General features: G+C 71.7%; 27 protein-coding genes and 1 tRNA gene. 6 read left to right on the plus strand and 22 right to left on the minus strand.

Annotated elements, in window-relative coordinates; all coding sequences use genetic code 11:
- Positions 1-19: 19 nt before the first annotated feature.
- The gene (locus GEMRO_RS0112615; RefSeq protein ID WP_157505570.1) at positions 20-829 is read left to right on the plus strand and encodes a DeoR/GlpR family DNA-binding transcription regulator; all 810 of its coding nucleotides are present in this window, start codon (positions 20-22) and stop codon (positions 827-829) included.
- Positions 830-941: 112 nt separating this feature from the next.
- A complete protein-coding gene (locus GEMRO_RS29365) occupies positions 942-2,375 on the plus strand; it encodes a mannose-1-phosphate guanylyltransferase/mannose-6-phosphate isomerase (protein ID WP_035485249.1) in 1,434 nt (477 codons plus the stop codon).
- A 5-nt stretch (positions 2,376-2,380) separates the two neighbouring features.
- On the opposite strand, the gene GEMRO_RS0112625 is transcribed toward GEMRO_RS29365, so the two are convergent.
- From GEMRO_RS0112625 to GEMRO_RS29380, 15 genes are all read right to left on the minus strand, one after another.
- Positions 2,381-2,854, minus strand: a complete 474-nt coding sequence (locus GEMRO_RS0112625) for an NUDIX domain-containing protein (RefSeq protein WP_027134277.1) — start codon at positions 2,852-2,854, stop codon at positions 2,381-2,383.
- A gap of 4 nt (positions 2,855-2,858) precedes the next feature.
- Positions 2,859-3,641 carry a nucleotide-binding protein gene (locus GEMRO_RS29370; RefSeq protein WP_051329009.1) on the minus strand — a complete coding sequence of 261 codons (783 nt, stop codon included), beginning with the start codon at positions 3,639-3,641 and terminating at the stop codon, positions 2,859-2,861.
- Positions 3,638-4,585, minus strand: coding sequence for a hypothetical protein (locus tag GEMRO_RS0112635; RefSeq protein ID WP_035485252.1), 948 nt, complete (start codon positions 4,583-4,585; stop codon positions 3,638-3,640). Before GEMRO_RS0112635 ends, GEMRO_RS29370 begins: the two co-directional genes overlap by 4 nt.
- Before the next feature lie 2 nt (positions 4,586-4,587).
- The gene (gene flhA / locus GEMRO_RS0112640) at positions 4,588-6,660 is read right to left on the minus strand and encodes a flagellar biosynthesis protein FlhA (RefSeq protein WP_407645428.1); all 2,073 of its coding nucleotides are present in this window, start codon (positions 6,658-6,660) and stop codon (positions 4,588-4,590) included.
- Between the two features lie 5 nt (positions 6,661-6,665).
- The gene (locus tag GEMRO_RS0112645; protein ID WP_027134280.1) at positions 6,666-8,033 is read right to left on the minus strand and encodes a sigma-54-dependent transcriptional regulator; all 1,368 of its coding nucleotides are present in this window, start codon (positions 8,031-8,033) and stop codon (positions 6,666-6,668) included.
- Between the two features lie 37 nt (positions 8,034-8,070).
- Complete coding sequence (gene fliN / locus GEMRO_RS0112650; RefSeq protein WP_084507782.1) at positions 8,071-8,394, minus strand: flagellar motor switch protein FliN; 324 nt, start codon at positions 8,392-8,394, stop codon at positions 8,071-8,073.
- Positions 8,395-8,399: 5 nt separating this feature from the next.
- Positions 8,400-9,248 (minus strand): FliH/SctL family protein, encoded by an 849-nt coding sequence (locus GEMRO_RS0112655; protein ID WP_027134282.1) that lies wholly within the window; start codon positions 9,246-9,248, stop codon positions 8,400-8,402.
- Position 9,249: 1 nt separating this feature from the next.
- On the minus strand, positions 9,250-10,278 hold the full coding sequence (gene fliG / locus GEMRO_RS0112660; protein WP_051329011.1) for a flagellar motor switch protein FliG: 1,029 nt from the start codon (positions 10,276-10,278) through the stop codon (positions 9,250-9,252).
- Position 10,279: 1 nt separating this feature from the next.
- On the minus strand, positions 10,280-12,022 hold the full coding sequence (fliF, locus tag GEMRO_RS0112665; protein WP_051329012.1) for a flagellar basal-body MS-ring/collar protein FliF: 1,743 nt from the start codon (positions 12,020-12,022) through the stop codon (positions 10,280-10,282).
- 132 nt (positions 12,023-12,154) lie between these two features.
- Entirely contained in the window at positions 12,155-12,499 is a 345-nt protein-coding gene (gene sciP, locus GEMRO_RS29375; protein WP_407645377.1) for a CtrA inhibitor SciP, read from the minus strand.
- A gap of 163 nt (positions 12,500-12,662) precedes the next feature.
- A complete protein-coding gene (gene flgE, locus GEMRO_RS0112675; RefSeq protein ID WP_027134285.1) occupies positions 12,663-14,009 on the minus strand; it encodes a flagellar hook protein FlgE in 1,347 nt (448 codons plus the stop codon).
- 68 nt (positions 14,010-14,077) lie between these two features.
- A complete protein-coding gene (locus tag GEMRO_RS0112680) occupies positions 14,078-14,752 on the minus strand; it encodes a flagellar hook assembly protein FlgD (RefSeq protein WP_205624962.1) in 675 nt (224 codons plus the stop codon).
- Between the two features lie 13 nt (positions 14,753-14,765).
- The gene (locus tag GEMRO_RS0112685) at positions 14,766-15,962 is read right to left on the minus strand and encodes a flagellar hook-length control protein FliK (RefSeq protein ID WP_027134287.1); all 1,197 of its coding nucleotides are present in this window, start codon (positions 15,960-15,962) and stop codon (positions 14,766-14,768) included.
- Between the two features lie 234 nt (positions 15,963-16,196).
- Positions 16,197-16,640: an RNA polymerase-binding protein DksA gene (dksA, locus tag GEMRO_RS0112690; RefSeq protein WP_035485259.1), complete on the minus strand. Its 444-nt coding sequence runs from the start codon at positions 16,638-16,640 to the stop codon at positions 16,197-16,199.
- 163 nt (positions 16,641-16,803) lie between these two features.
- Positions 16,804-17,601, minus strand: coding sequence for a HesA/MoeB/ThiF family protein (locus GEMRO_RS29380; RefSeq protein WP_051329013.1), 798 nt, complete (start codon positions 17,599-17,601; stop codon positions 16,804-16,806).
- Positions 17,602-17,790: 189 nt separating this feature from the next.
- Between GEMRO_RS29380 and GEMRO_RS0112700 the strand changes: the two genes are divergently transcribed.
- The 3 genes from GEMRO_RS0112700 to fliP are packed head-to-tail and all read left to right on the plus strand — an operon-like array spanning position 17,791 to position 19,186.
- The gene (locus tag GEMRO_RS0112700) at positions 17,791-18,126 is read left to right on the plus strand and encodes a hypothetical protein (RefSeq protein ID WP_027134289.1); all 336 of its coding nucleotides are present in this window, start codon (positions 17,791-17,793) and stop codon (positions 18,124-18,126) included.
- Positions 18,123-18,452 carry a flagellar biosynthetic protein FliO gene (locus GEMRO_RS29385; RefSeq protein ID WP_035485261.1) on the plus strand — a complete coding sequence of 110 codons (330 nt, stop codon included), beginning with the start codon at positions 18,123-18,125 and terminating at the stop codon, positions 18,450-18,452. The genes GEMRO_RS0112700 and GEMRO_RS29385 overlap by 4 nt, the downstream gene beginning before the upstream one ends.
- A gap of 11 nt (positions 18,453-18,463) precedes the next feature.
- Positions 18,464-19,186 carry a flagellar type III secretion system pore protein FliP gene (gene fliP / locus GEMRO_RS0112710; RefSeq protein ID WP_157505789.1) on the plus strand — a complete coding sequence of 241 codons (723 nt, stop codon included), beginning with the start codon at positions 18,464-18,466 and terminating at the stop codon, positions 19,184-19,186.
- Between the two features lie 26 nt (positions 19,187-19,212).
- Here the strand turns inward: fliP and GEMRO_RS0112715 are convergent, their stop codons facing one another.
- The 5 genes from GEMRO_RS0112715 to GEMRO_RS32650 form a co-directional block, all read right to left on the minus strand.
- Entirely contained in the window at positions 19,213-19,641 is a 429-nt protein-coding gene (locus GEMRO_RS0112715) for a DUF423 domain-containing protein (RefSeq protein ID WP_051329014.1), read from the minus strand.
- 174 nt (positions 19,642-19,815) lie between these two features.
- On the minus strand, positions 19,816-21,072 hold the full coding sequence (locus GEMRO_RS29390; RefSeq protein WP_205624963.1) for a hypothetical protein: 1,257 nt from the start codon (positions 21,070-21,072) through the stop codon (positions 19,816-19,818).
- Positions 21,073-21,075: 3 nt separating this feature from the next.
- A complete protein-coding gene (locus GEMRO_RS0112725) occupies positions 21,076-22,230 on the minus strand; it encodes an SPFH domain-containing protein (protein WP_027134292.1) in 1,155 nt (384 codons plus the stop codon).
- Positions 22,231-22,233: 3 nt separating this feature from the next.
- Positions 22,234-23,523: a toxic anion resistance protein gene (locus tag GEMRO_RS29395; protein ID WP_084506892.1), complete on the minus strand. Its 1,290-nt coding sequence runs from the start codon at positions 23,521-23,523 to the stop codon at positions 22,234-22,236.
- Between the two features lie 184 nt (positions 23,524-23,707).
- The gene (locus tag GEMRO_RS32650) at positions 23,708-24,610 is read right to left on the minus strand and encodes a 5-bromo-4-chloroindolyl phosphate hydrolysis family protein (protein WP_084506894.1); all 903 of its coding nucleotides are present in this window, start codon (positions 24,608-24,610) and stop codon (positions 23,708-23,710) included.
- Positions 24,611-25,142: 532 nt separating this feature from the next.
- On the opposite strand from GEMRO_RS32650, the gene GEMRO_RS34670 reads away from it, so the two are divergent.
- Positions 25,143-25,637 (plus strand): cytochrome b, encoded by a 495-nt coding sequence (locus GEMRO_RS34670; RefSeq protein WP_027134293.1) that lies wholly within the window; start codon positions 25,143-25,145, stop codon positions 25,635-25,637.
- A gap of 287 nt (positions 25,638-25,924) precedes the next feature.
- Here GEMRO_RS34670 and GEMRO_RS0112750 read toward each other — a convergent pair.
- Together GEMRO_RS0112750 and gph are read right to left on the minus strand one after the other, a co-directional pair.
- Positions 25,925-25,999: transfer RNA gene (locus tag GEMRO_RS0112750), tRNA-Val, on the minus strand.
- A 127-nt stretch (positions 26,000-26,126) separates the two neighbouring features.
- A complete protein-coding gene (gene gph, locus GEMRO_RS0112755) occupies positions 26,127-26,813 on the minus strand; it encodes a phosphoglycolate phosphatase (protein WP_027134294.1) in 687 nt (228 codons plus the stop codon).
- Positions 26,814-26,973: the final 160 nt, after the last annotated feature.

Consider the following 26,973-nt stretch of genomic DNA (forward strand, 5'->3'; position numbering starts at 1 on the left):
GACCCACGGAGCGGCGGCGTTGAGCGAGCAGGAACTCCGCGACACCGATCTCCGCGACACGCTGCCGGCCAGGCGCCGCGCGGAACTGGTGCGCCTGGTGCGGGCGCGCGGCCAGGTGACCGTGACCGAGCTGGCCAGCCTGTTCGACATCTCGGTCGACACGGTGCGCCGCGACCTCGACCACCTGGCCGAGCGCGGCCTGCTCGCCCGCACCCATGGCGGCGCCGTCGCCTCGGGCGACCTGGTCACCCAGGACACCCCGTTCGCCGACCGGCTGGTCCGGCAGAAGAGTGCCAAGACCCGCATCGCCCGCGCGGTGGCCAGCCTGATCGGCGACGGCGAGACGCTGCTGGTCAATGGCGGCTCCACCACAAGGGCGGTCGCCGCCGAGCTGGCCGGCCGGCGCAACCTCACCATCGTCACCAACAACCTGGCCCTGCCGCAGGTGCTGCCGCCCGAGGCCTGCCGGGACGTCTACGTCATGGGCGGGCAGTACCGCCACGAGGCGCAGGTGACCGTGGGCGAGGTGCGCTTCGCGTTCGCCGCCGGCATCAACGTCGACACCGCCCTGATCGGGGTGGGCGGCATCAGCGCCGAGCGGGGCCTTTCCACCACCTCGATCGCCGAATCGGTGATGATCCGCGAGATGATCAAGATCGCCAAGCGCACCATCGTGCTGGTGGATTCCAGCAAGTTCGGCCACGATTCCTTTGCCGAGATCTGCCCGCTGGCGCTCGCGCACATGCTGGTCACCGACGAGGTGCCGCCCGACCGGTTCGTCCAGGCCCTGGCCGAGGCCAAGGTCGACCTGGTGGTGGCGCCGGCCTGACCGGCCCTGGCCGTGGCGCCACAGGATGCTGCCCTGCAGCATCCTGTCGGTTGACCGGACGCCGCCCGGTCGTCTAGCGGCGAAGGCACATCTTGGGTGGAAGCGACTGCACATGGCCGAACCTGTCATCGTCCCCGTCGTTCTGGCGGGTGGGTCCGGAACGCGCCTATGGCCGATCAGCCGCAGCTCCTACCCCAAGCATCTGGTCGAGATCCTGAGCGACGAATCGCTCCTGCAGGCCACCATCCGCCGGGCTCTGGCGGTGGCGTCGCCGGAGCACGTGCTCACCGTCGGCGCCGCCGCCCAGGCCTTCCTGATCGGCCGCCAGCTGGGCGAGATCGACCCGGTCCTCAAGAGCGGCCTGGTCCTGGAGCCGTCCGGGCGCAACACCGCGGCGGCGATCGCCCTGGCGGCGCTGATCGCGGTGGAGCGCGGCCAGGGCGAGGCGGTCTTGTGGGTGTGCCCGTCCGACCATCTGATCAGCGACGGCCGGGTGCTGACCGGCGCGGTGCGCGCCGGCGCCCTGGCGGCGGCCCGCGGCGAGCTGGTGACCTTCGGCATCCGCCCGTCCCGCCCGGAGACCGGCTACGGCTATATCCGCCTGGGCAGCGCCGACCCGGAGCTGCCCTCGGTGCTCAAGGTCGAGCGGTTCGTGGAGAAGCCGCCGCGCGAGGAGGCCGAGGCCATGCTGCGCCAGGGCGGCCATGTCTGGAATTCCGGCATGTTCCTGTTCCGGGCCGACCGGCTGCTGGCCGAGCTCGGCCGGTTCGAGCCGGAGCTGGTGGCGGCGGCGGAGCAGGCGTTCCGGGCGGGCGAGCGGGAGCCGGCGATCGTGCCGGCGGCGGCAGAATGGGCGACGGTGCGCTCGGTGCCGATCGACAAGGCGGTCATGGAGCGCTCCGACCGGGTGGTCTGCGTGCCCTGCGACCCGCACTGGTCGGACGTGGGCTCCTGGCAGGCGATCTGGGAACTGATGGACCAGGACGCCGAGGGCAACGCCAAGGCCGGCGACGTGCTGGTCTGCGACGCGCACAACAACCTGGTCCGCTCCGAGCGCCGGCTGGTGGCGCTGGCCGGGGTGTCCGACCTGGTGGTGGTCGAAACCGCCGACGCGGTGCTGGTCGCCGACCGGCAGCAGTCCGAGCAGGTCAAGAACCTGGTGGGGCTCCTGGCCGCCGCCGGCCGGCGCGAGGCGTCGCTGCACGCCAGCGAGGTGCGCCCCTGGGGCCGGCTCACCGCGCTGGCCGGCGGGACGGGCTTCCGGGTGCGCGAGCTGACCGTGGATCCCGGCGCGCGCCTGTCCCGGCAGCGCCATCCCGAGCGGGCCGAGCACTGGGTGATCGTGGCCGGCCAGGCGCTGGTCGAGCTTGGCGAGGAGGTCCGCCAGCTGGGACCGGGGGCGGTGGTCACCGTGCCGGCCGGGATGGTGCACCGCCTGTCCAACCCGAACGGCGGCCTGCTGCGCCTGATCGAGGTGGCGCTGGGAAGCGACCTGGACGATGCCCGCACCGAGCGGCTCGACCCGCCCGAAGGCGGCCGCGCCTGAAGCGTTCAGCGTCCGCGGGCCTGCAGCCAGGAGGTCAGCACCGGGTGGAGGTCTGCCCGGCCGAGCAGATGGTCCGGGCTCATCCAGGCCGCGGCGATCACCTCGGCCCCGTCAGGGGTGACCACCGGCCGGCTCGGCAGCGCCAGCTCGAACAAATCGACCTGCAGGCTGCGATGCTCGTGGACGAGGCCGATGCGCCCGGCCGGGCGCAGCTGCTCCGCCGCCACCACCAGCTCGACCTCCTCGGCCAGCTCGCGGGCGGCGGCCAGGCGCGGATCCTCGCCGGGCGCCCGCCCGCCGCCGACCAGGCCCAGACCGGCCCGGAACGACTGGCGCACCACCAGCACCTTGTTCTCGGCCAGCACCGCCACGGCCACCCCCTCCGCGGCCGGTCGCCTGGCCCACCACCAGGCCCGGGCCAGGGGATAGCCCAGGCGGTAGGCGATCCGGCGCGCAAGGTTGGGCAGGTCCATCGTCATGCGCTCAGGCCGAAGGCGCGGCGGGCATGGCCGGTGCCTGCGGCTCCGGGCGGACCGCCAGGCGGCGCGCCAGCCGAACGATGTCGGCCGCGACCTTGCTGGTGGGATGGCGGGACAGAAGCGGGGTCTGGCATTTCAGCGCCTCGGATACCCTCGGATCGCGGTGGACGACGCCCAGGAGCCGCGGCTCCCGGGCCAGGAAATGGACGCAGACGCGGCGCAGCGTGGCATAGGTGGCCTGCCCCTGTTCCTCGTTCTCGGCCAGATTGACGATGATCTCGTGCGCGGTCAGGTCGCGGGTGACCTTGATGAAGGCATAGGCGTCGGCCAGGGCCGAGGGCTCGTCCGCAGTCACCACCAGCGCCCGGCCCGCCAGGGTCGCCAGGCGCCGCACCGAGCCTTCCAGCCCGCCGCCCAGGTCCAGGATGGTGACGTCGAAGCTCCTGGCCAGGTCCTGGAGCCCGCAGGACAGCCGGTCCAGCACGGCGCTGCCGGGCGTGCCGACCAGGCCGCTGCCCGAGCGCCCGGGCACCACGGTGACGCCGCTGCGCGGGTCCTGCACCAGCGTGTCCTGCAGGAGCGCGCGCCCCGCCACCACGTCGCCCAGGTCGGCGCCCTTGGTCAGGCCCAGATGCAGGTCGACATTGGCCGCGGTCAGGTCGGCGTCGACCAGCAGCACCGACTGGCCGGCCTGGGCCAGGGCCTGGGCGATCCCCACCGCGAGGAAGGTGCGGCCGATGCCGCCCTTGCCCGAGGCCAGGGCGAAGATCCGGTCGGCAGCGCTCATCGGACCTCTCCCGCCTCGGTCCGGCTCATCAGGAGCCGGGCCAGGCCGATCGCGGACAGGGGCTTCAGGCCGCTGCCGATCACCGGTCCGATCCCGGCGGCGGCCAGCGCCGGGCCAGCCTCGGCCGCGGCCAGCACCCCGCCCAGCCGCCGGGCGTTGTCCAGGCGCGAGACCACCATCCGCCGGCAGCCGATCGCCGCGAAATTCTGCGCGATGTCGGCGGATTCGCCCGCAGACAGGCCGGCCGGCAGCACCAGCAGGATTTCGGCGCGCAGCGACGAGGCCAGCTCGGCCAGGCGCATCATCTCCTCCGTCTCGAACGGGTTGACGCCCTGGCTGTCGACCAGCACCGGGCCGCCCTCGTCCAGCTCCCCCGGCGCCAAGCCGTCCGAGGCCAGTCCCCGGGGATCGAGGCCGCCCGGCTGGATCTGCAGCGGCCGGAGCAGGTCGGCCAGCTGGGCCAGCCCCCCGGCCCTGCCGGCATCGGCGGACAGCACGCGCGGCCGGCGGTCGGCCAGCACCAGGGCGGTCGCGAGCTTGGCCACCGTCACCGACTTGCCGGCCCCGTTCGGGCCTGCCACCACCAGGGCACCCGCCGGCACGGTCAGCTCGGAAAACGGCAGCACCGCGGGCAGGGCCTGGCCCAAAGCCTGGACGGGGTCCTGCCAGCGCTCCGCCCGCACCGCCGCCAGGATCCGCTGGAGCAGGCCGGGCTCGGTCTCGTGCCAGCGCAGGGCGTCCTGGATGCGGGCCGTGTCGGGCTCGGGCAGGTCGGCGCGCAGGAGCTTCTCCAGGTCGATGCCCCGGTCCGGGGCGCTGGCGGTGACCGTCACCCCGGTGCGGTCCTCCCGGGTCGCCACGATCACCGCCTGCTCGCCCAGTTCGGCGGCGACCCTTGCGATCGCCTCGGCGACGGATGGAGCTTGGAATACGCGCAGTAGCATGGTCACACCTGCCCCATCGTCTTGATCCGGGCCTTAGGATGGATTTCGTTCTGGGAGAGCACGCCCGTGCTCGGCCGGAACCGCTCGATCAGCGAGCGCACGTAGGGGCGCAGCGACGGCGTGGTCACCAGCACCGGCAGCTCACCGCGCAGCGCCAGCGCCTCGAAGGTCTCGCGCACGCCGCGCACGAACTGCTGCAGCCGGTCCGGGGCGATCGCCAGCTGGCGCTCCTCGCCCTGGCCGACCAGGGCCTCGCCCAGAGCCTGCTCCCAGCTGGCGGAAAGGGTGACCACCGGGATGTAGCCGCCCTCGCCGGTGAACATCGTGCTGATCTGGCGGGCGAGGCGGCTGCGGACATGCTCGACGATCACCACGGTGTTCTGGGTGTGGACCAGCGCCTCGCCGATCGCCTCCAGCACGGTCGGCAGGTCGCGGATCGAGATCCGCTCGGCCAGCAGCCCCTGCAGGACCCGGTGGATGCCGCCCATCGAGATCCGTGCCGGCACCAGGTCCTGGACCAGCTTCTGCCATTCCGGCGGCAGGTCGCCCAGGAGCTTCTGGGTCTCCGCATAGGTGAGCAGATCCGCCAGGTTGTCCTTGACCAGCTCGGTCAGGTGGGTGGTGACCACCGTGGCCGGGTCGACCACGGTCATGCCGCGCAGGCTCGCCTCCTCCCGCAATGCCGGGCTGATCCAGGCGGCCTGCAGGCCGAAGGTCGGCTCGGTGGTCAGCTCGCCCGGGAGGTTGATCGGCCGGCCCTGCGGATCCATCACCAGCAGCATCGAGGCGCGGATGTCGCCGCGGCCGGCCTCCATCTCCTTGATCTTCAGGGTGTAGCTGTTGGCGGGCAGCTGGATGTTGTCCTGGATGCGCACCGAGGGCAGGACGAAGCCGAGCTCCAGGGCCAGCTGGCGGCGCAGGGCCCGGATCTGGTCGGTCAGGCGCGGCTGGGCGTTCTCGCCGATCAGGCCGAGCAGGCCGTAGCCCAGCTCCAGCCGGATCGGGTCCATCACCAGCACCGAGGCGATCGGCTCCTCGCCCGGGGCGGGTGGCGGCGCCTCGACCTGGGTGGGGCGGGCGGCGCGCTTCGAGGCCTGCCAGCCGGCATAGCCGCTGGCGGCGCCGATCAGCAGGAACACCATGGTCGGCAGGCCCGGCAGGGCCGCCAGGATCAGGCTGATCGCCGCGGTCACGCCGAGCGCGCGGGGATAGGCGCCCAGCTGGCGGATCAAGGCGGTGTCGGTGCGGCCGTCCACCCCGGCCTTGGAGACCAGCAGGCCGGCCGCCACCGAGATGATCAGGGCCGGCACCTGGGAGACCAGCCCGTCGCCGATGGTGAGCAGGGTGAAGGTCCGCGCCGCGTCGCCGATCCCCATGCCCATCTGGGCGGTGCCGATGATCAGCCCGCCGACCAGGTTGATCGCGGTGATCAGCAGCCCGGCCACGGCGTCGCCGCGCACGAACTTGGCGGCACCGTCCATGGCGCCGAAGAACGAACTCTCCTCCTCCAGCTCCTTGCGGCGGCGCCGCGCGGTCTGCTCGTCGATCAGCCCGGCCGACAGGTCGGCGTCGATCGCCATCTGCTTGCCGGGCATCGCGTCCAGCGAGAAGCGGGCGCCGACCTCGGCGATCCGGCCGGAGCCCTTGGTGATCACCACGAAGTTCACGATCACCAGGATCGCGAACACGATCATGCCGATCACGAAATTGCCCTGCATCAGGAACTGGCCGAAGGCCTGGATGATGTGGCCGGCGGCACCGGCGCCCTCGTGGCCGTTGCCCAGGATCAGCCTGGTGCTGGCCAGGTTCAGGGCCAGGCGCAGCATGGTCGCGATCAGCAGCACGGTCGGAAACGCGTTGAAGTCGAGCGGCTTCTCGATGAACAGCGCGGTCACCAGGATCAGAACCGACAGGCTCACCGAGAAGGCCAGCATCAGGTCGAGCAGGACCGGCGGCAGCGGCACCACCAGCACCGCCAGGATCGCCAGGATGCCCAGCGCCATCAGCACTTCGCTGCTGGCGCCCGAGCGGCGCACCCCGCCCAGAAGGTCGGTGCCGATCTGGCCGAGGGCCAGGGTCCTCACGAAACGGCTCCGTCGAGGCCCGGGATCCGGGCGCCCTCGATCGCGTACTGGCGAAGCTTGTTGCGCAGGGTGCGGATCGAGATGCCGAGCGTCACCGCGGCGCGGGTGCGGTTGCCGCTGGAACGCTGCAGGGTCTCGATGATCAGGCCGCGCTCGACCTCGGCGACGGTGCGGCCGACCAGGGCCGGCACGGCCGGGGTTTCGCCTGCCGCGCCCGCCGCCAGGCCCGGCAGGGGCGGCGGTCCGGCCGCCTGCCCGGCGCTGCCGTCGGCCTGGAGCAGGATCGCCTCGACCCCGATCTCCGGGCCGCTGGCCAGGAGGACGGCGCGGTGCAGGCAGTTGTCGAGCTCGCGGACATTGCCCGGCCAGCGGCCGCGGCGCAGGGCGTCCAGGGCGGCGGCGCTGAGCGGCCGGTCGGGCAGCTGGTTGGCCCGGGCATGCTTGCGCTGCAGCCACTCGGCCAGCGGCGCGATGTCGCCCGGCCGCTCGCGCAGGCTCGGCAGCTGCAGGCGCAGCACGTTCAGGCGGAAGTAAAGGTCCTCGCGGAACTGTCCGGCGCGGACGCTCTCCTCCATGTCGCGGTTGCTGGTGCCGATCAGGCGGATGTCGACCTTGACCGGGCGGGATCCGCCCAGCCGGTCGATCTCGCGCTCCTGGATGGCGCGCAGCAGCTTGGCCTGCAGGCGCGGGTCCATCTCGCTGATCTCGTCGAGCAGCAGCGTGCCGCCGTTCGCCTCCTCGAACTTGCCGATCCGCCTGGCCGCAGCCCCGGTGAAGGCGCCCTTCTCGTGGCCGAACAGCTCCGATTCCAGGAGGTTTTCCGGAATGGCCGCGCAGTTGACCGAGATGAACGGCCCCTCGGCCCGACGGCTGTTCTGGTGGATGAAGCGCGCCATCACCTCCTTGCCGGTGCCGCTCTCGCCGGTGATCAGCACGCTGGCGTCGGTGGGCGCGAACCGGCGCGCCAGCTCCAGGACCGAGAGCATGGCCGGGTCGGCGGCGATGAACGCGCTCTGGGGGGCGGCGGCGTCCTCCAGGATCGCCGCGATCAGCTCCTGGTCTGGGGGCAGGGGCAGGAACTCCCGGGCACCGGCCCGGATCGCCTGGACCGCGGCGCGCGGGGTGGTGCGGATCCCATAGGCGACCACCGGCAGGTGGATGCGCTCCGCCGAGAGGCGTCGGATCGCCGAAGCGATGTCGCTCTCGACATCCAGCAGCAGAAGATCGGCGCCCTGGCCCTGGCGCAGGCCGTCCAGGGCGGCGCCCAGGTCCAGGGCGCGCCGCACCGAAGCCCCCCGCGCCGCCGCCAGGTCCGCCGCCAGCACCACCTCCGGGCTGCCCCTGCCGACGATCAGAAGACGCATGTTCCAGCCTCCCATCTGCGCCGTGCCGGCGACCCGCTCACTGCTCGCCCTTGACGATCTCGGTCATCGTCACCCCAAGCCGGTCCTCCACCACGATCACCTCGCCGCGGGCGACCAGCCGGTTGTTGACGAAGATGTCGATCGGCTCGCCGACCTTGCGGTCGAGCTCGACCACCGCACCGCGGCCCAGGCGCAGGAGCTGGTTGATCGGCATCGAAGCCTTGCCCAGCACCGCAGCGAGCTGGACGGGGATGTCGTAGACGGCCCCGAGCGAGCCGGCCGGGCCCGGTGCTGCCTTGCGCTCGGCGGGCGGCTCGTCGGCGCCGGGCTCGAACTGGTCGAGGTTCAGGTTCTGGGTCATCACGGTCATTCCTGGGGCAGGTGGTCGGGGGCCTGGGGCAGGTCGTCGGAGGCGGGCGGCGTGGGCTCGCCGGCCACCGGGCCGGCAAGAGCGGGTTCAGGGGCCGGGGCGGCAGCCCCGGACGGTTCGGGCAGGCCGGGCGGATCGGGCGCGTGGGCGGCCAGGCTCTCGGCAAGCGCCCGGCGCAGCCGGTCCAGCGACCATTCGGCCCAGCCGTCCGGCCAGGACAGGCAGATGTCGCCCGGAACCAGATCCGGGCGCGCCTGCACGACGATGCGGCCAAGGCGCGACGTGGCGGCAAGTTCGGACCCGGGCGCATCGCCGGCCAGGAGCCGGGCGAGGGGCTCCACCAAGTCCGGCGCCACCGCGAGGGTCACCTCGGTGCCGGCGTCGAGGCCGGCCAGCGCCGGCTGCACCGCCCGCAGCATCGCCTGGGCGGCGGCGGGGCCGGCAAGTTGCTCCAGGCAGGCCTGGGCGAACTCCATGACCAGAGCCAGGGCCAGGGCCTGGGCCGCCCGGCCAGCATCCCGGCGTGCGTCGGCCAGGGCCTCCGCCTCCTCGGTCAGGCGGGCGGCGGCCCGGCGCAGCGCCTCGTCCAGCGCCGCCGCCTGCTCCGCCTTGGCGGCGATCCTGGCCATGGCGGCGCCCGCGGCCATGGCCCGGGCGAGCGCCGCCTCGTCAAAGCTCAGCTCCGGCGGGCAGGCAGCCGGCGCCTGGATCTGGGTGGCCTGGATCTGGGCCGCCGCGGCTCCGGCCGGCCCCAGGTCGGGGAAGACGAACCGGGTTCGGGCCGGACGGGCCAGGAACGAGGCGGGACGCGGCCCGGCGGCGGGGAAGGAATTAAGGCCGGGCATCTCAGTAGACCATCTGGTCGTGCCGGTTGTCGGCGACGACGATCTCGCCCGAGGCCGCCAGTTCCTTGGCGGTGGTGACCAGGAACTGCTGGGCCTCCTCGACGTCGCGCAGGCGGACCGGCCCCATGGTGGCCATGTCCTCCTTCAGCGCCTTGCCGGCGCGTTCCGACATGTTGCCGAGGATCAGCTCCTTGAGCCGGTCGCTGGCCCCCTTCAGCGCCAGGGCGATGCGCTGGTTGCCGACGCTGCGGATCAGGGTCTGGATGCCGGCGGCATCCAGGCGGACCAGGTCCTCGAAGGTGAACATCAGCGTCTTGATCCGCTCGGCGGCCTCCTTGTCGCTCTCCTCCAGGGAGGCGAGCAGGCGGCTCTCGGTGGAGCGGTCCAGATAGTTGAAGATCTCGGCCATCACCTCGTGGTTGTCGCGGCGGTTGGTGTGGGCCAGGTTGCTCATGAACTCGGTCCGCAGCGTGCGCTCGACATCGCCGACGATGTCGTTCTGGACCACTTCCATGCGCAGCATGCGGGTGACCACCTCCACCCCGAACTCGGCGGGCAGGTTGGCCAGCACCCGGGCGGAATGGGCCGGGTCGATCCGGGACAGGACCACCGCCACGGTCTGCGGGTATTCGTTCTTCAGGTAGGAGGCCAGCACCGCCTCGTTGACGTTGGCGAGCTTCTCCCAGACGGTCCGCCCGGCCGGGCCGCGGATCTCCTCCATGATCGCCTCGACCCGGTCGCCGGCCAGGAAGGAGGCGAGCAGGCGCTCGGTGGCGTCGAGGCTGCCGACCACCGTGTCCATCATGTCGGCCCGGGCGCAGAACTCGGCGAGCACCTGCTCGACCACGGCGCTATCGGTGCGGCCGAGGCCGGACATCGCCTGGGACAGGGTGCGGATGTCGTCGAACTCCAGGTTCTCCATCAGCCTGCGCGACAGGGCGGGCTCCAGCGCCAGCATCAGGACCGCGGCCTTGTCGAGGCCGGCCGCCGGCAGCTGGGGGGCGGCGAGGGGGACGAGCTGCTGGGTCATGTCATTCTCCAAGCCATGCCCGGATGACCTTGACGGCATCCTGGGGACGTTCCTCGACGATCCGCACAACCTGCTGGATCAGCGCGCTCTGGCTTCCGCCGCTGCCGTGGCCGAGCATCGCCACCGGCTCGCCCTGCTGGTCCGACCCGCCGCCCTGCGCGGCGGCGGCGCCGGCCGGACCCTCCAGCAGGGCTTGGCCGCCGCCCGACCCCGGGCCGGCCAGGAGCGGGCGGAGATCGGCGCCGGCACCGGGCAGCCCGACGGCGGCCTCCGGCGGCGGCAGCAGGCGGCCGAGCAGCGGGCGGACCCCGAAGAACAGGACGGCCAGGGTCAGCAGCGCCAGCATGCCCGTCTCGACCAGGCGGTGGCCGCTGACCCCGAGCTGCTCCAGCAGGCCAAGCTCGGGCTCCGGCGCCGGCGCGATCTCGACAAAGCGCCGGCTGGCGATGCGGAACACGTCGCCGCGCGCCTCGTCGAAGCCGGCGGCGCTCTTGGCCAGCGCCTCCAGCTCGGCCAGCTCCTCGGCCGGGCGCTCGGCATAGCTGGCGGCGCCGTCCTCGCCCTGCCCATGGATGCCGTCGACCTGCACGGCGATGGAAAGGCGGCGGATCCCGCCCGGACGCTGCACCTCGTTGCGCACCGTCCGGGAGATCTCGAAGTTCACCGTCTCCTCGCTGCGGTTGCTGCGCTCCTGGCTGCCGGCGGCAGCGCCGGCCGGCGCCTGCGCGGTCGGCAGGTTGTTCGCCACCGACACCGCCCGGTCCGCCTCGGACTCGTCCCGGCTGGTCTCCTCCTCGACGGTCTGGGTGCTGCGCGCGATCTGGCTCTGCGGGTCGAAGGTCTCGGCGGTGGTGGTGACCTGGTCGAAATTCATCTCGACCGTCACCTCGGCATCGACCCGGCCGATACCCACGGAACGCTCCAGGAGCTGGACGACCTTCTGCTTGATCCGGGCCTCGTAGCTGCTGCGCAGCTCCTCGACCTCGCCCGGGACCATCCCGGCCTCGCCGGCCTCGCCGGAGCGCGCCAGCAGGTTGCCGCGGTCGTCGACGATGGTGATGCCGGTGGGATCCAGGCCAGGCACCGCGGCCGCCACCAGGTTGCGGATCGCCTGGACCTGCCGCGCGTCCAGGCCGGCCCCGCCGCGCAGCCCCAGCACCACCGACGCGGTCGGCCGGGCCTCGTCGCGGCGGAACAGGGAGCGCTCGGGCTGCACGACATGGACCCGGGCGGTGCGCACCGGCTTCAGCGTGGCGATCGACCGGGCCAGCTCGCCTTCCATGGCGCGGCGCAGGTTGACGTTCGACAGGAAGTCGGTCTGGCCGAAGCTGCCGGTCTGGTCGAAGATCTCGTAGCCGACCACGCTGCCCTGCGGCATGCCCTCGGCGGCGAGATCCATGCGCAGCCGCCCGATCTGGTCCTGCGGCACCAGGATCGCGTCGCCGCCCCCGTTCAGCCGGAACGGGACGCCCTGGGCCTGCAGCCGGTCGACGATCTGCCGGGCGTCCTCGGGCTTGAGCTCCGCATAGAGCAGCGCATAGCCGGGCTCGAGCGCCCGGCTCGCCACGAAGGCGAAGAACATCATGAAGCCCAAAAGGATCGTGCCGATCGCCAGGAGGCGGCCGGGACCCAGCTCCCGCAGCGCCTGCCAGGCGGCGGAGAACCTGCCGAGCGGCAGGCCGAGCCCCCCGTCGGACGCGGACAGCGGGTCCTTGGGCAGCGGCGATGGCGTGGGTATGTCCATGGGTCCCGGATCGCTCGACGGCAGCACCATGCCGCCACGAACCGGAACCTAGCCAATCTCGGTTAAGGCAAGGTTAACGGCGCCGGCCACCGCCTCCTGGCCTGCGCCGTCCCCGCGCGGACACCCGGCTCCTCATCCGGAGGTCCGGCGGCGCGCCTCCTCCGGCATGCCTCCGGCCAGGGCCGGTGCGCCGGCCTCCCGGTCCTGGTCGCGGCGCCGGATCGCCTGGATCCGCGTCACCCGCAGGCCGCCCAGCCCATGCCGGCGGATCGCGGTCTGCCAGATCTCGAACTCCTCGGCCGAGATGTTGTAGCGCGCGCAGGCCGCCTCTAGCGACAGAAGGCCCGCCTGGACCGCAGTCACCACCTCCGCCTTGCGGCGCGCCACCCAGCGCTGGAGGTCGCTGGGCGGCAGGTCCTCCAGGCGCAGCAGGCTGCCATCGGGTCCCACCGCCACCTGGATCGTCGTCCCCGTCATGCTGGGCATCCTCGTCCTCCGACTTGCTTGTCCAGGCGGTCACGCCGCCTTCACCGGAGTAGAAACCCATCGGAATAACGAGGATTTAAGCGGCATGGTGAATATTCCGTTCATCATGGCAACATGCATATCCGGCTACTTTCAAGCCTGCTCACCAGGGCGTTCAGCGTTTGACGCGCATCAGCTCGTCCAGCATGTCGTCGGTCGTGGTGACCACCCGGGCATTGGCGGAATAGGCTCGCTGGGTGACGATCATCTTGGTGAACTCGTCGGCGAGCTCGACATTGGCGGATTCCAGGGCGGCGGGAGAAAGCTGCCCGGCACCACCGACCCCGGCTGCCTGCAGATTGGCGCTACCGGACGCCCAGGTAGTCGAGAACACGTTGCCCGACCGGGGATCCAGCGCGTTGGGGTTGCCGAAGGTCGCGATCGGGATCTGGTAGATCCGCCGCACCTCGCCGTTGGAGAAGGACGCCTCGACGAAGCCTTCCGCGTCGATCCGGACGCCGTTGAGCTCGCCATAGCCGGCGCCGTCCTTGGTCACGAACGACACCGCGCTCTCCCCGGCGAACTGGGTCAGGCCGTCGGTGCCGCCGATGGCGCCCAGGTCCAGCACGAGCGAGGAATCAGTGGCACCGGAAGAATCGATCCAGTCGATCCCGACCGGGTCGCCGGCGGCCGCCCCGGCCGGGAAGGCCGGGGTGATCGCAGCACTCGCCAGACCGCCATTGCCGTTGAAGCTCACCGTGCCGGAGGCCAGCAGACCGCCGGGGTGGGACGCCGCTTCCAGGTTGGCCGGATCGGCGTAGAGCTCGACGCTCCAGCTGGCGGCGCCGGGCGTGCGCAGAAAGGCGGCGATCACCGTGCGCGGATTGCCCAGGCTGTCGTAGATCTGGATCTGGCGCTGGAAATCCGGGGCGACGCCGCCGGCGCCGTCGGTGGTATGGTAGGTCGCCATGTCGCCGGCCGCATAGGCGCCGACATGCTCGGCCTGGCCGGAATCGAGATTGGCACCCAGCTTCAGGCGAGAGGTCGCGACCGTCACCGCGTTCAGGTTGCGCACGTTCACCGGCTGGGTGGTGTTGACGTCGATCGGCTGCCCGTCGGTGTCGAGCTGCCAGCCCAGCAGGTAGAACCCGTTGGCGTTGCGCAGATAGCCGTCCACATCCGGATCGAAGGAGCCGGCCCGGGTGTAGAGCGGTCTCTGGGTGTCGCCGGCGTTCTCCGCCACCACGAAGAAGCCGTTGCCCACGATCGCCGCGTCGGTCGCCGATCCGGTCGCCTGGGTCTGCCCCTGGCGGGTGATGGCGAACTGGGTCGACTGCTGCACGCCGCCCGGGCTGAACGCGCGCTGCTGGCTCGGCGACACCACCAGCGAGGCGAAGTTGGACACGCCGCCCTTGTAGCCGACGGTGCTGACATTCGCGACATTGTCGGAGATCACCGCCATGGAGCGGCTCTGCGCCGCCATTCCCGACACCCCGGTGAACAAGGATCCGAACAGGCTCATGCGCGCATTTCCTCTGGATGATCGAGGGGGAAGGGGAAAGAGAGGGAAGACCGGGTTGCCCCGCCGGCTCAGTGCGGCCGGGCGATCGCGGTGACCGCGGGCAGGGCGACGTCGATGCCGCCGACCGAGAGGACCGGCGGGTCCGACGAGGGATCGATGGCGTCCACCGTGCCGCGGACCGTCTGGGTGACGTCCAGGCTGCCGCCCGAGGCCGAGACGGCGGCGACGGCGACCCGGTAGGTCCCGGCCGGTAGCCGCCCGCCATCGGCCGCGGACCCGTCCCAGGCGATCCAGTGCGCGCCGGCGGCGGTCGGGCCCCGGGTCTCGGCGACAAGCTTCCCGGCCTGGTCGTAGATCTTCACCGACAGGCTGGCGGCCTCGGCCGGCAACTCGTAGCCGATCGCCGCCGGTCCGTCCTTGCCGAGCGCGACCTGGTCGCTCACCGCCTGGACGGTGGTGCCGAGATAGCCCAGGGCGCTGGTCCGGCTGGTGCCGCGCACCAAGCCGATCAGCTGCTCGAGATTGCTGTTGGCCTTGATCGACTGCTCAACCGAGGTGAACTGGACGAGCTGCTGGGTGAAGGTCTCCGTGTCCATGGGCGACAGCGGGTCCTGGTTCTGCAGCTGGGTGGTCAGCAGCGACAGGAAGCTGTCGAAATGGTCAGTCAGCTTGGAGGCGGCCGCCTTGGCGGCGCCGCCCGTGCCGGCCTGGATCGTGGCGGGCGTGGTCTCGACAGCGGACATCATGGTGCTCCGGTCAGAGGACGAGGTCGAGCAGGCCGGTTCGCGCCGCCGGCCGGGCGGGCCTGACCGCCGCGGCGTCGGCCGGCGGATCGCCCTGGGACCAGCCAGGCTGCGGGCGGCGCTGTTCCCCGCCGCCATGGCCGGGCCCGTCGCGGCGCTCGCCCAGATCGAAGGTGAGGCCGTCCGAGCCAAGGGTCAGGCCGCTGCCGGTGAGCGCCCGCTCGATCCCGGGAGCATGGCGCTGGAGCAGTTCCAGCGTCTCCGGCTGCCGGACAAGAACCACGGCGCGGACCTGGCGGTCGGGATCGACCTCGATGCGGATCTCCACCGAGCCCAGCTCCAGCGGATGGAGCTGCACCGACACGACCTGCCGGCCGGCGGACACCGCCTGGACGACGCGCGGGGCGATCTGCTCCACCATCGCCGCGCGCGGCATCTGCCGACTGTAGGACTCGGCGCCGCGCAGATGGGCGGGATCGAAGGGATCGGACGCGGTCGGGCCAGAAACCGCTTCCGCCGCGGGCGCGGCCGACTGGTTCTGCCCCGCCAGGGCGCCGGGGCCCGGGGGAGCCGATGCCGCGGTGCGGACAGGCGGCCCCTCCTCTCCACCCGGCTGGGCGGGCGTGAGCGGGTTGCCGTCGGTCGGGGCGGGCGACGCCTCGGCTGGACCGGGCAGCGGGGCTGGCTGGCCCGCCAAGGAGCGCGCGGCCGGCGGCGGGGCATCAACCGATACGGGCTGGCCTGCGGGAAAGCTGGCCTTCGGGATCGGCGCCAGCGCGGCGCCTGATGGATTGTTGGAGGCCAGGGGAGGCGCAGGCCCGGCGCCCGGCGCCTCGGCTGCGGGAGACGCCGCCGGCTCGGCCGGCGCGGGCATCGGGGCAAGGGGCGCAGCGCTCGGCGGAAGCCCGGCACCTGCGGCGGGCGGTGCGCCGCTGGCCCCTGCCGGGGCGACGCCCGGGACTTGCTCTGCAGCCGGCTGCAGGAGGAGGGGGATGGCCAGAACCGAGGCCACGTCGCCGTCGCCGGCCGTGGCATCCGGCGCCGGCGGGGCGGCTTCCGCCTCGCTGTCGGCTCCGGCGCTTTCCTGTTCCTTGGCGCGGACCAGCGTCGCGAACGCGCGGTCCTCGCCGGTGCCGTCCGGCAGGGATGACCCGGAGAGCGGGGATGCCGGCACAGCCGGGGCGATCGGGGAAGCAGGCAGGATGGACATCTGGTCGCCCGAGCTGGATCTCGGCGAACAGAAGAGCAACCTCCGTGCCAACAGGCTGCTTCACCGGCGGTATGAAGCCCAGCGCAACCTTGCCTGCCCTGCCCTGGCGGGGGCTGCTTCCCGCCGGCGCTCATGCAGGGCAGGTCGCTGCCGGCCGCCTCCCGGGCAAGCCGCGTCACGTCCTTTGGGGGGCAGCGCGGCAATTCCTGCCCGGCAGGATGTGCCGCCCTGTGGCTATTCCTCCCGGTAGGTCCGCTCGCGGCGCTCGTGGCGTTCCTGCGCCTCGATCGCCAGGGTCGCGATCGGCCGCGCTTCCAGGCGCCGGATGCCGATCGGTTCCTGGGTTTCCTCGCAGTAGCCGTAGGAGCCCTCGTCGATCCGGCGCAGGGCCGCGTCGATCTTGCTGAGCAGCTTGCGCTCGCGATCGCGCGTGCGCAGCTCGAAGGAGCGCTGGATCTCGGCGCTCGCCCAGTCGGTGGCGTCGGGCAGACGGGTATCCTGTTCCTTCAACTGCTTCAGGGTCTGGTCCGAACCGCGCAGGATCTCGTCCCGCCAGTGTTCCAGCTTTCTGCGAAAATAGGCTTCCTGCTTGGGATTCATGTAGGGTTCGTCGTCAGACGGACGATAATCGTCGTCGATCTCGATCAAGTCGTCTGCGATCGCGCCAGTGTTGTTCATCGCCCCTGCCTGGTAAATAGGAAGTCAAGGACACGAGAACGCGCGTGCCATCCATGGCGCTACGTCCGCTCACCGGTCCCGGCTCGCCACACCGAGACGGCGCTGGGTTAGTGAAATCAGTCCCTTCATGCAAGATGGTCGACGACACAATGGAGGCACATGCTTACGACGAAGCGTATGCGGGTGTGCCGGAAACCGTGCCAGTGTTGGCCTCGGCAGCGGCGCTGCGCGGGATTTCGATCCGGTGCAGCATTCCCGCCAGTCCATCGTAGCAGGTGAGGGGGGCCGGGATCGCGGGATCCTCCAGTTCCAGGAGGAGCTTGACGATCTCGGTGGCGGCAAGGCCGGCCATGGTGGCCGCGACCGGCCCCAGCACCCCGGACAGCGTGCAGCTGGGCAGGGAGCCGGGCTGCGGATCGTCCGGATAGATGCAGCGATAGCTCGGGTGCGGCGACCCCAGATAGGGCCGGAGCGCGATGAACTGGCCATCGAAGCCCTGGACCGACGCCGACACCAGCGGGATTCCGGCCCGGGCGCACTCGTCGGCCACCAGGACCCGGGTCTCGAACTGGTCGGTCCCGTCCAGCACCATGTCCACGCCGGCCAGCGCCTCCCCGACATTGCCGGCATCGACCCGGTGCGGGAACGGCTCGACCCGCAGCCCGGGCGAGGCCGCCTGCAGGGCATCGATCGCCGCCTCCACCTTGCCGCGCCCGACATCGTCCTGGCCGAACAGCACCTGGCGATGCAGGTTCGACAGCTCGACGCGGTCATGGTCGATCAGCCGGAGCGTCCCGATGCCGGCCGCCGCCAGGAACATGGCGGCAGGCGCGCCGATGCCGCCGACTCCGACCAGCGCCACCCTGGCGGACAGCAGGCGGTCCTGCCCGCTCCCGCCGATCTCGCGCAGCACGATCTGCCGCGAGAACCGCGCCAGCTCATCCTCGGTCCAGTCCCGCAACGCCGCTGCTCCCCGCATGGCTTTTCAGAAAATCGAGAATCGCACTCCCAAGATGGGGATCGGCGGCCGGGCTGCGACCCCCTTCCCGGTCCGCCGGACATGGCGAAACGAAATCTTAACCCTTTTCCGTCAAGGTGAGCCCCGGGCTCGATCCGAGGAGCCCTGGACGGATCTTGGGAGGGGCATGGCATGGACGCTGCGGACTTGGCCAGGACGGAGGAGATCCCGCCGGATCCGGGCGTTCTCGCGATCGAGGAGATCACCGCCCGGATCGCCGTGCTGCGCGGGCTGGTCGAGGCCGACCCGGTTCGACTGAACGATCTGCTGGGCGCCGAGGGAACCGAGTTCAACCCGGAAGCCGGTTTCCCGCCGCCCTTGCCGGCAACCCTCGCCCTCATGGACGAACTGGAGACGCTGACCGCCCTTCTGGCCATGCGGCGCGACCTGCTCGCCTCGGAACTGCGCCACGACCGCCAGCGACGCCACGCCCTGCATGCCTACCAGCCCCGCCGGGCGGAAGCATGATCGAGGCCGGGCTGGAGCCAGGACGGATCCTGCTGGCGATCCTGGCCGTGGCGGTCCTGCTGGGTCTGGTGCCCCTGGTGGTGCGCCGTTTCCGGCCCCGGGCCGTGCTGGGCCCGCAGGCGCCGCTGGAGGTGGTGGCGCAACGCGCGCTCGACCTGCGCCACCGCGTGCTGGTGATCCGCTATCGTGGCCGCGACCATCTGCTGGTGCTGGGCGGCACGCTGCCGGTCGTCCTGGACGGCGGCGACCCGGCCAGTGCCCTGGCGCCGGGGCCCGACCGCAGAACCAGGGACGAACTGCTCCCCAGGCAAGGACAGCTCCCATGAGGCCGGCGCGCATGACGCTGCTCGTCCTGGCGGTGGCCGGGATGCTGGCGCTTCCCCAGCCGGTCCAGGCCGAGGGCGGCATCTCCCTCGACCTTGGCGGTGGCTCCTACACCAGCCAGCTCGTCCAGATCGTGGCGCTGGTGACGGTGCTCAGCCTGGCGCCGGGCATCCTGGTGATGGTGACGTCGTTCACCCGGATCGTGATCGTGCTCTCGTTCCTGCGCAGCGCCTTGGGCCTGCAGCAGACGCCGCCGAACCCGGTCCTGATCGGCCTGGCCCTGTTCCTGACCGCGTTCGTGATGGGCCCGACCCTGCAGCGCGCCTACGAGGCGGGGATCGCGCCCTACATGGCCGAGCAGATGGACGAGGCGACCGCGTTCGAGCGGGCCAGCGGCCCGGTGCGCGAGTTCATGCTGGCCCATACCCGCGCCAAGGACCTCGACCTGTTCCTGGACCTGGCCGGGCTGCAGCCGGAAGCCGCCATGGACACGCCGCTGCGCACCCTGGTGCCTGCCTTCATGATCAGCGAGCTGCGGCGGGCGTTCGAGATCGGGTTCCTGATCTTCATCCCGTTCCTGGTGATCGACCTGCTGATCGCGTCGATCCTGATGTCGATGGGCATGATGATGCTGCCCCCGGTGATGATCTCCTTGCCGATCAAGCTGATCTTCTTCGTGCTGGTCGATGGCTGGTACCTGGTCGCCGGCAGCCTGGTGCAGAGCTTCCAGCCATGAGCCTGCGACCTTCGCCGCCCGGAGGGTCAGCCGGTCTTCGGCCGGGCCAGCAGGACCCAGGCGACCAGGATCCAGCCGACGATCAGGCCGGTGCCGCCCACGGGCGTGATAGCGCCAAGCCAGCCCGGCCCGCCCAACGCCAGCAGCACCAGGGTGCCGGAGAACAGGACGCTGGCGGCGAGCAGCAGGAGCAGCGGCCGGTGCAGGCCGTCATGCTGCCGCCGCAGCGCCAGGACCGCCAGAGCGTGCCACATCAGGTACTGGCCGGCGGTCTCCATCAGGCCGGCGCCGCGCAGGTCGCCGGCGTCGCGGAACGCATGGGCGCCCATGGCCCCGATCATCACGGCGAGGGCGGCGCCGATCGCGGCGCCCGCCTGCAGGAGCGGCCCGGCCCGGCCGGTCGTGCCGGGGCCGGACGGCCTGGCCGGGCGAGGGGGCTTCTGGGACCTGCGCATCGGTTCGCTCCTCCGGGAGGCTGCTCCTCCGGGGCCGGCCGCCGCCAGGGCGGGCCCAGGCCCGGCCTCGCCGATACCCTCCGCAGGCGGCAGCGGCCATGGCGGACAGCCGGGGGCGCGACGTTTTGGCGGCAGGGCAGGCCGGCGCCAGGGGAGGGTCTGCCGGATCCCGGCTCAGCGCAGGCCGCGCAGCACCTGGTCGACCAGCCCGCCATCGCCGAGCAGCGCCATCACCAGGGCCAGGACCAGCACGCCGGCCAGCACGGCGGCCGACACCTTGACCCACGACCAGGGCCGCTCGCCCTGGACCTGGCCGGTGCGGGCATTGACCATGAACCGGTAGGGTCTGGCCCGGTAGCGGTAGGCGGCCAGCCAGACCGGCAGCAGGACATGCTTGAAGGTGACGTCGTCGTGGCGGGTCTGGACCAGGTCGATCCGCTGGAGGTCGCCGCCGATCGCGCGGGCGACATCCTGGCGGATCACCATGTCCATCTTCACCCTGGCCCGATCGAAGCCGGCGGCCAGGTCCAGCCCGTAGGCCTCGGCCCGGAACCCGGCCAGGTATTCGGGACGATAGAACCGCAGGTCCTGGAGGTCCCAGGGCTCCAGCCGGTCGACCATCGGGCCCGGCAGGCTCTCGGCGGCCGGCACCAGCACGTCGTCGAAGGCCCTTGCCACCTGACCCGCAGCCGGACTCCAGCGGATCCGGGTCACCGGCTGCTGCACCCGGCTGGTGCGGCCCTTCTGGTCGGTGACGGTGACCCATTCCATGGTGGTGTAGCGGTCGCCGCGCTGGCCGCGATAGCTCGAGCGGGTGGCGCTGTCATAGGTCCAGTAGGGCAGGTAGATGCCGGTCAGGCGCTGGCGCTTCTCGGTCCGGCGCTTCAGGTCGGAGGGCGCGAACCACAGGCCCCGCAGCCAGCGGTCGAACGCCGCCTCGGCGTCGCGCCGGTCGATGCCGAACGGCAGCAGGCCCGAGGGCCGGATGTGCCGGTTGGTGCCGGTGTCGGTGACGGTGGCGGAGCCGCAGAACGGGCAGGATCCGCTAAAAACGCTGCCCTCGAAGCTGAACTCGGCGGCGCAGGCGTCGCACTTGACCGTGCGCGTCTCCTCGACGTCGCGCTGGTCCGCCAGCCGGCCGAGCCATTCATGGTAGTCCAGCTCGCGGAGCGTCCCCGGCGTCTCGACCTGCTCGATCCGGTTCTCGTGCCCGCAGAACCCGCAGACCAGCACCTGGGTGCCCGGCCGGAACGTCAGGAAGGCGCCGCACTGGGTGCAGGGAAACCGGCGGTCGCCGGTGTCAGCGCCCGGCCGGTCCGGCGGCGCCGCTGCCGGGGATGGCACCGGTTCCCGCCATGGCGACGGCGCCGCGCCCGGCGCGCGCGGCCCGTCGGCGTCCGCGTCCGGACGCTCGCCCCAAGGTCCGGCCATGCCTCAGTGGCCGGGCAGCGGCGGCGGCCGGTCGGCGAACAGTGGCGCCAGGTCCGGCTGGTCCCCGGCCCTGCCCCAGTCGGCCATGCCCGATTTCCAGACCATGCTGGCCCGGGTCAGCCGTCCGTCCCCCGCCAGGCCGTGCAGCCCGTCCAGATCGAACGGGCCCTGGGCCGTTCCGTCCATCGCCACATGGTAGCGCAGCGCCGCGGGCAAGGGCGGGGGCGTCCCGGCTGGGCCCGGGGCCGCCCCGGCGCCTGCGTCCCCGGCGTCCACGTTTCTGGCGCCCTGGCCGGGTCCGCCGGCCGAGCCGAAGGCGGAGGCCACCTGCTGGGCCATGGCCATGCCGGCGCCAAGGCCGATCCCGGCGCCCACCGCCCCGTCGCCGCCGCTTTGGCCAAGCGCCTCGGCAGCCTGGAAGCGGGTATAGCGGTCAAGATCGCCAATCACGCCCATGGAGGTGCGCCGGTCGAGGGCCTGCTCGACCGCGGGAGGCAGCGAGACGTTCTCCACCAGGAGTTGGAGGAGGTCGATGCCGTAGGCCTCGCGCACCATCGGCGCCGCCCGTTCGGTGACGAAGGTGCTAAGCTTGCGGTAGTTGGCGGCCAGGTCCAGGACCGGCACGCCACTGGTCGCCAGCGCCTCGCTCATCTTGGCGACGATCAGGTTGCGCAGCTGGTTGCTGATCTCGTCGGTGGTGAAGTGGCCGTCGGTGCCGACCACCTCGCGCAGGAACAAGGGCGCATCGGCGACCTTGATCGTGTAGGTGCCGAACGCGCGCAGCCGCACCGGGCCGAACTCCGGGTCCCGCAGCATGATCGGGTTCTTGGTGCCCCATTTCAGGTCGGTGAACCGGCGGGTCGAGACGAAGTAGATTTCGGCCTTGAACGGCGAGTTGAAGGCATGGTCCCAGTGCCGGATCGTGGTCAGCACCGGCAGGTTGCGGGTTTCCAGCTGGTAGAGGCCGGGCGGGAACACGTCGGCGATCTGGCCCTCGCTGACGAACACCGCCACCTGGCCCTCGCGCACCGTCAGCTTGGCACCCTGCTTGATCGCGTCCTGCCAGCGCTCGAACCGCCAGACCAGGGTGTCGGAGCTGTCGTCCTTCCACTCGACGACATCGACGAACTCGCCGGTGAGCCGTTCCCAGAGCGACATCGGTCAGACCCTGCCGCCGGGCCGCCCCGGCGCCGGGGCGCCGCGCGCCGCCGAGGCCGCACGCAGCACCTGCTTCAGCTCGGTCTCGCAGGTGACCAGGCGCTTCTCGGCGTCGGCCCGCTTGACCTTGCCCTCGTCGGCGATGCGCAGGCTGTCCTGGATCGTGTCGATCAGCGCCCGGTTGGCCCGCTCCACCACCGAGATGTCGAACACGCCCCGCTCGATCTGCTCGCGCACCATCGCGTTGGCGTCCTTCAGGTTCTTGGCGTTCGCCTCCAGGAGCTGGTTGGTCAGGTCGGTCGCCTCCTTGAGGGTCTTGGCCGCCTCGCTGGAGCGGTAGATCGTGATCGCCTGGGCGAGCTGGGTCTTCCAGAGCGGGATGGTGTTGGCCAGCGTGCTGGTGATCTTGTTGATCAGCCCCTTGTCGTTCTCCTGCACCAGGCGGATCGAGGGCAGGGCCTGCATGGTGACCTGCCGGGTGAGCTTCAGGTCGTGGACGCGCCGCTCCAGATCGTCCCGGGCGGCGCGCAGGTCGCGCAGGCGCTGGGCGGTCAGCACCTCGCCGGTCTCCTCCGCGGCCCTGGCCAGGGCCGGGATCTGCTCGTGGTCGAGCTTGCGCAGCATCTCCTCGCCGGCGGCGATGTAGAGCGCCAGCTGGTGGAAATAGGAGAGGGTCGCCTCGTAGAGCCGGTCCAGCTTCTCCACGTCGATCATCAACGTGTTCTTGTGCTTGTTCAGGCTGTCGCCGATCGTCTCGATCTGGCCGCGGACCTCCTGGTACTTCTGCACGAATTTGTGGATCGGCTCGGTGGCGCCGAACAGCCGGCTGAGCCAGGACGGCTTCCTGCCTTCCTTCAGGTCGCCGGTGTCAAAGCCCTTCAAAGTCAGCAGCATGCGCGACAGGGCGTCGCCGGCCGGGCCGGCATCCTTGTTGCGCACCCCTTCCAGCATCTGCTCGCTGATGTTGGTGAGTTCGCCCTGGGCCCGCGCGCCGAACAGCACCACCGAGTTGCTGTCGCCCAGGTCGATCTCGGCCAGAAGCTGCTCGACCTCAGCCAGTTGCTCCGGCGCCAGTTCCGAGGACTGGGCGATCTCGGCGCTGGTGGCGGTCAGGCCGGCCGATGTGCTGGCCGTCTGCCGGACCGGCGGCGGCGCCGCCCCGATCGGCTGCGGCACCGCCTCGAGCGGCTGCGGCTTTGCGTCGACCGGCTGCGCCTCGCGGGCGGGCGTTGGCGCGGCCGGCTGGTTCCAGGGCTGCAGCGAAGGCGAGGAGGTCCTGGTCTGCTCGTTCATCGGGCGCTTGTTCCTCGGCGAAAATCTCGGATGGTCTGGGCGTCGGCGACGGCCGGCCGACGGGGGCAGGGACGGGCCGGTCCTGCCGTTCCGGGGAGCGCGGCGCCGGCGGCCTGCCGGCTCGTCCTGCCCGCTCCGGGCCGCCCTGGTCCGGATTGCCCGGGGCCGGGTCTGGCCTCGATGATCAATGCAGGCCCTCGCTCTTCAGCCGGCGGGTCAGCACCTCCAGCTGGACGTCCAGGTCCAGCGCATCGGCGGCAAGCAGCTTTTGCTGCTGTTCCGCCATGACGGTCTCCATGGCGTCCAGCGCTTCGGTGAACTTGCGCTCGATGGCCGGATCGGCGCCGCCATCCAGGCCGGATCCGGCGAACTTGCGGGCGATCGTCAGCGTCTCGTCGAGATACAGGTTCAGCATCTTGCGCGCGCGGTTGAAGGTGTCGGGCTGCCGCTCGATGGTCTCGACCAGTCCCTGCGCGCGGCCGACCACCAGGCCCAGGCGCTGGGCCAGCGCCCGCGAGGCGATCCGCCGCCGGATCTGGTCCAGTTCGGCGATCCGCGCCGCCGCGGCGTCGAGCGCGGTGCGGAACATGTCGGTGTCGATGCCGGTATGGTCGGCCGCCCGCTTCTCGCCGCGCGGATCCAGCCCGTACATGAGCAGGCCGCCGACCGTGGCGCCGATGCCGAACGCCAGGCCCGACATGAAGCTGTGGCCGGCCCCGGCGAAGGCCAGCAGGAAGGCGGCGGCACCCAGGCAGGCTGCCCCGATCGCCTTACGCGGCAGGCCGGGCGCCCGGGCGACGCTGCGCGCGCGGAACGCCCGCTCGGCGCGCCGGCCGGCTCGGATCGAGGCGGAGGCGCCGATCACCAGGGCGGCGGCGACCACGTCCAGCAGGACCGCCTCGGTGCGGCCGCGCCCAAGGGCGATGAAGGCAGCGAGGATCGGCACCAGCGCGAACAGGTTGAGGATCAGGCCCTCGAACCGCCCCTCCAGGCGCGAGCGCATCTCCGGCACCCAGCGCTGCGGCGGCGGCCGCCCGCCCAGGATCGCCTGGTCCGGACGAGTCCCGGCCGTACGGTCAGAATGCATGGACGAACAATGCCTGACAGCTGGCCACCCCCAACGTGGCGACCAGCAGCATGAAGCCGCCGACCTTGCGCAAGACCATGTTCATGGGCGGACGAGTCCCTCCGTCGATCCAGATGGCATCGACCAGAATGTAGAGATCGCGGACCGGATTTACGAGTGGGCGATCACCGACTGGCTGCATCGCCGGCCGGGCCATGCCGAACGCCGGCGGGACCGCTCCCGCGGCAGATGGAGCGCAGGGGCGTCTCGCGCTCAGCCCGTTCCAGGCGATCCGGAAAGGGAACGGGCGCAGCCAGCCGGATCGCCATGCGGCGACGATTCCTGGCTGGCAGCAGGGCGTGCTTTTCCAAGGGGGCAGCGCCGGCAGGCCAGCCGCGGAGGGTGTCCTCCGGACAGGCGTGAACGGAGTTCATCCAGCTTGGCGGTGGTCCGGGGCGTCTCTTCGGGAGCCGAGCCGGGTCACGGCCTTTCTATGGAGGTTCGAGCAGCGGCCATGCCCGGCGCATGCGTGCTCGCCATCCAGGAGAGGCGGATGCCTGAGAACTATGATCGCATATCCAAGCTGCTGCACTGGACGGTCGCGGCGCTGGTGCTGACCCAGCTGGTCAGCGGTCCGCTGTGGAACCAGTTCGGCGGGGAGAGCACGGCGCGCTATGTCCTGTTCCGGATCCACATGTTCTCAGGGATCGCGATCCTGATCCTGATGATCGTCCGGCTCGCCTGGCGACGGACCAATCCGTGGCGGCCGCTGCCGAACGACGTTCCCTCGCCCATCCGGATGGCGGCGCGCGCCAACCATGCGCTGTTCTATGGGCTGCTGATCCTCCAACCGCTTCTGGGCCTGCTGATCGTTTCGCCGGTGGGCGGCGGGACGACCGGCAGCTGGGCGAACGGCGTGCATGTCATCCTGGGCTGGACCATCGTCGTCCTGGTGGTGCTGCATGTCGCCGGCGCGCTCTGGCACGGCTTCGTCCGCAAGGACCAGGTACTGCAGCGCATGCTGCCATCCGCTGCCGTCCGCCGCTGACGGGGGAGCCGGGTCGCCGGATCTTCGTTTCGGCGCAATGGCCAAGGCCTTGCGCCGGAGGTGGCGGGCGATGTCCCCGGATCCGCGGCAGCCGGCCGCACTGCCGGCAGGCGCGGGTGTCTCGTGCCCGAGCCTGCCGGGCAGCTTTCCCGCTGCGCCATGCAGGCATGGACAAGCGCCACCGAGGCATGGCCGGCCGGCGGAACGGATCTGGTCCTGGGGGGGGGATCGTGCCGGAGCAGGCAGGGACGAAGCGGCCCTGCCGACGGCGAAACAGGAAATCGGGATGGTGGGCGCTGCAGGGTTCGAACCTGCGACCCCTACCGTGTGAAGGTAGTGCTCTACCGCTGAGCTAAGCGCCCGACGACGCGGGTGGTGCACCGTCGCTCGAAGGCTGTCAAGGGTGGGTTGCGCATCGGGCCCTGCGGGAGCGGCCGCCGTGGCGTCGCGGCGACCCCCGGACGCCGCCCGCCTTTCGCCATCCGGGGCTCAGCCCGCCGCCCAAACCCGCTCGATCGCGGCCGGCAGGTCGGCGAAATGGTCGATGACCAGGTCGGCGCCCAGCTCGCGGGGCGGAATGTTGGTGTAGCCGAAGCTCACCACGATCACCTTCATGCCGGCGGCCCGCGCCGTGACCACGTCGTTGGTGCTGTCGCCGACGAAGATCGCCTGCTCGGCCGGCACGTCCAGCAGGCGGAGCGTGGCGAGGGCGTGCTCGGGGTCGGGCTTGCGGACCGGCAGGCTGTCGCCGCCCACCACCGCCTGGAAGAAGCGCGACAGCGCCAGGGCCTCCAGCAGGCCCAGGGTCGGCGCATGCGGCTTGTTGGTGCACACGCCCAGGGCCAGGTCCCGCGCCGACAGGGCCTCCAGGACCGGCACCACCCCGTCATAGGCATAGCTGTGCCGACAGGGATGGGCGGTGTAGCGGTCCAGGAACGTGGCGAACAGGCGCTCCAGCAGTTCCGGGTCGTTCGGATGCCCGGCGGCGTCCAGGGCGCGGCGGATCAGCACGCGGGCGCCGTCGCCGATCATCGTGCGCAGCTCGGCCAGGCTCGGGGCGGTGACGCCCAGCTCGGCCATCACCTCGACCAGGGTGGCGTGCAGGTCGGGCGCCGATTCGACCAGGGTCCCGTCCAGGTCGAACAGGACGGCGCGCAGGCGTGGGGACGAAGGCAACGGGGGTGGCTCCAGGATCGGTGGGCCCGGCCCGCGGGCGGCGGCGAGCGAGGGATCGCCGCAGGAAGGGGAGCATGCATTGTCCGGTCAAGCGGACTCGCTAAACTGCGGCCAGCCGCGTCTACGGGCGCATCCGAATTCTGCAACGATTTGTTAACGG

It is taken from the genome of Geminicoccus roseus DSM 18922 (genome assembly GCF_000427665.1).
Classification (GTDB): domain Bacteria; phylum Pseudomonadota; class Alphaproteobacteria; order Geminicoccales; family Geminicoccaceae; genus Geminicoccus; species Geminicoccus roseus.

Coding starts and splice junctions, on each gene's coding strand:
- GEMRO_RS32650 (WP_084506894.1), bottom strand. CDS start 24,610: ATGCATTCTGACCGTACGGCCGGGACTCGTCCGGACCAGGCGATCCTG.
- sciP (WP_407645377.1), bottom strand. CDS start 12,499: ATGACGGGGACGACGATCCAGGTGGCGGTGGGACCCGATGGCAGCCTG.
- dksA (WP_035485259.1), bottom strand. CDS start 16,640: ATGAACAACACTGGCGCGATCGCAGACGACTTGATCGAGATCGACGAC.
- GEMRO_RS29385 (WP_035485261.1), top strand. CDS start 18,123: ATGATCGAGGCCGGGCTGGAGCCAGGACGGATCCTGCTGGCGATCCTG.
- GEMRO_RS29370 (WP_051329009.1), bottom strand. CDS start 3,641: ATGAGCGCTGCCGACCGGATCTTCGCCCTGGCCTCGGGCAAGGGCGGC.
- GEMRO_RS29395 (WP_084506892.1), bottom strand. CDS start 23,523: ATGAACGAGCAGACCAGGACCTCCTCGCCTTCGCTGCAGCCCTGGAAC.
- GEMRO_RS0112685 (WP_027134287.1), bottom strand. CDS start 15,962: ATGTCCATCCTGCCTGCTTCCCCGATCGCCCCGGCTGTGCCGGCATCC.
- flgE (WP_027134285.1), bottom strand. CDS start 14,009: ATGAGCCTGTTCGGATCCTTGTTCACCGGGGTGTCGGGAATGGCGGCG.
- GEMRO_RS0112680 (WP_205624962.1), bottom strand. CDS start 14,752: ATGTCCGCTGTCGAGACCACGCCCGCCACGATCCAGGCCGGCACGGGC.
- fliF (WP_051329012.1), bottom strand. CDS start 12,022: ATGGACATACCCACGCCATCGCCGCTGCCCAAGGACCCGCTGTCCGCG.
- GEMRO_RS0112700 (WP_027134289.1), top strand. CDS start 17,791: ATGGACGCTGCGGACTTGGCCAGGACGGAGGAGATCCCGCCGGATCCG.
- GEMRO_RS0112715 (WP_051329014.1), bottom strand. CDS start 19,641: ATGCGCAGGTCCCAGAAGCCCCCTCGCCCGGCCAGGCCGTCCGGCCCC.
- GEMRO_RS29390 (WP_205624963.1), bottom strand. CDS start 21,072: ATGGCCGGACCTTGGGGCGAGCGTCCGGACGCGGACGCCGACGGGCCG.
- fliP (WP_157505789.1), top strand. CDS start 18,464: ATGACGCTGCTCGTCCTGGCGGTGGCCGGGATGCTGGCGCTTCCCCAG.
- GEMRO_RS29365 (WP_035485249.1), top strand. CDS start 942: ATGGCCGAACCTGTCATCGTCCCCGTCGTTCTGGCGGGTGGGTCCGGA.
- GEMRO_RS0112625 (WP_027134277.1), bottom strand. CDS start 2,854: ATGACGATGGACCTGCCCAACCTTGCGCGCCGGATCGCCTACCGCCTG.
- GEMRO_RS0112725 (WP_027134292.1), bottom strand. CDS start 22,230: ATGTCGCTCTGGGAACGGCTCACCGGCGAGTTCGTCGATGTCGTCGAG.
- GEMRO_RS0112645 (WP_027134280.1), bottom strand. CDS start 8,033: ATGCGTCTTCTGATCGTCGGCAGGGGCAGCCCGGAGGTGGTGCTGGCG.
- fliG (WP_051329011.1), bottom strand. CDS start 10,278: ATGACCCAGCAGCTCGTCCCCCTCGCCGCCCCCCAGCTGCCGGCGGCC.
- GEMRO_RS0112635 (WP_035485252.1), bottom strand. CDS start 4,585: ATGCTACTGCGCGTATTCCAAGCTCCATCCGTCGCCGAGGCGATCGCA.
- GEMRO_RS34670 (WP_027134293.1), top strand. CDS start 25,143: ATGCCTGAGAACTATGATCGCATATCCAAGCTGCTGCACTGGACGGTC.
- GEMRO_RS0112655 (WP_027134282.1), bottom strand. CDS start 9,248: ATGCCCGGCCTTAATTCCTTCCCCGCCGCCGGGCCGCGTCCCGCCTCG.
- fliN (WP_084507782.1), bottom strand. CDS start 8,394: ATGACCCAGAACCTGAACCTCGACCAGTTCGAGCCCGGCGCCGACGAG.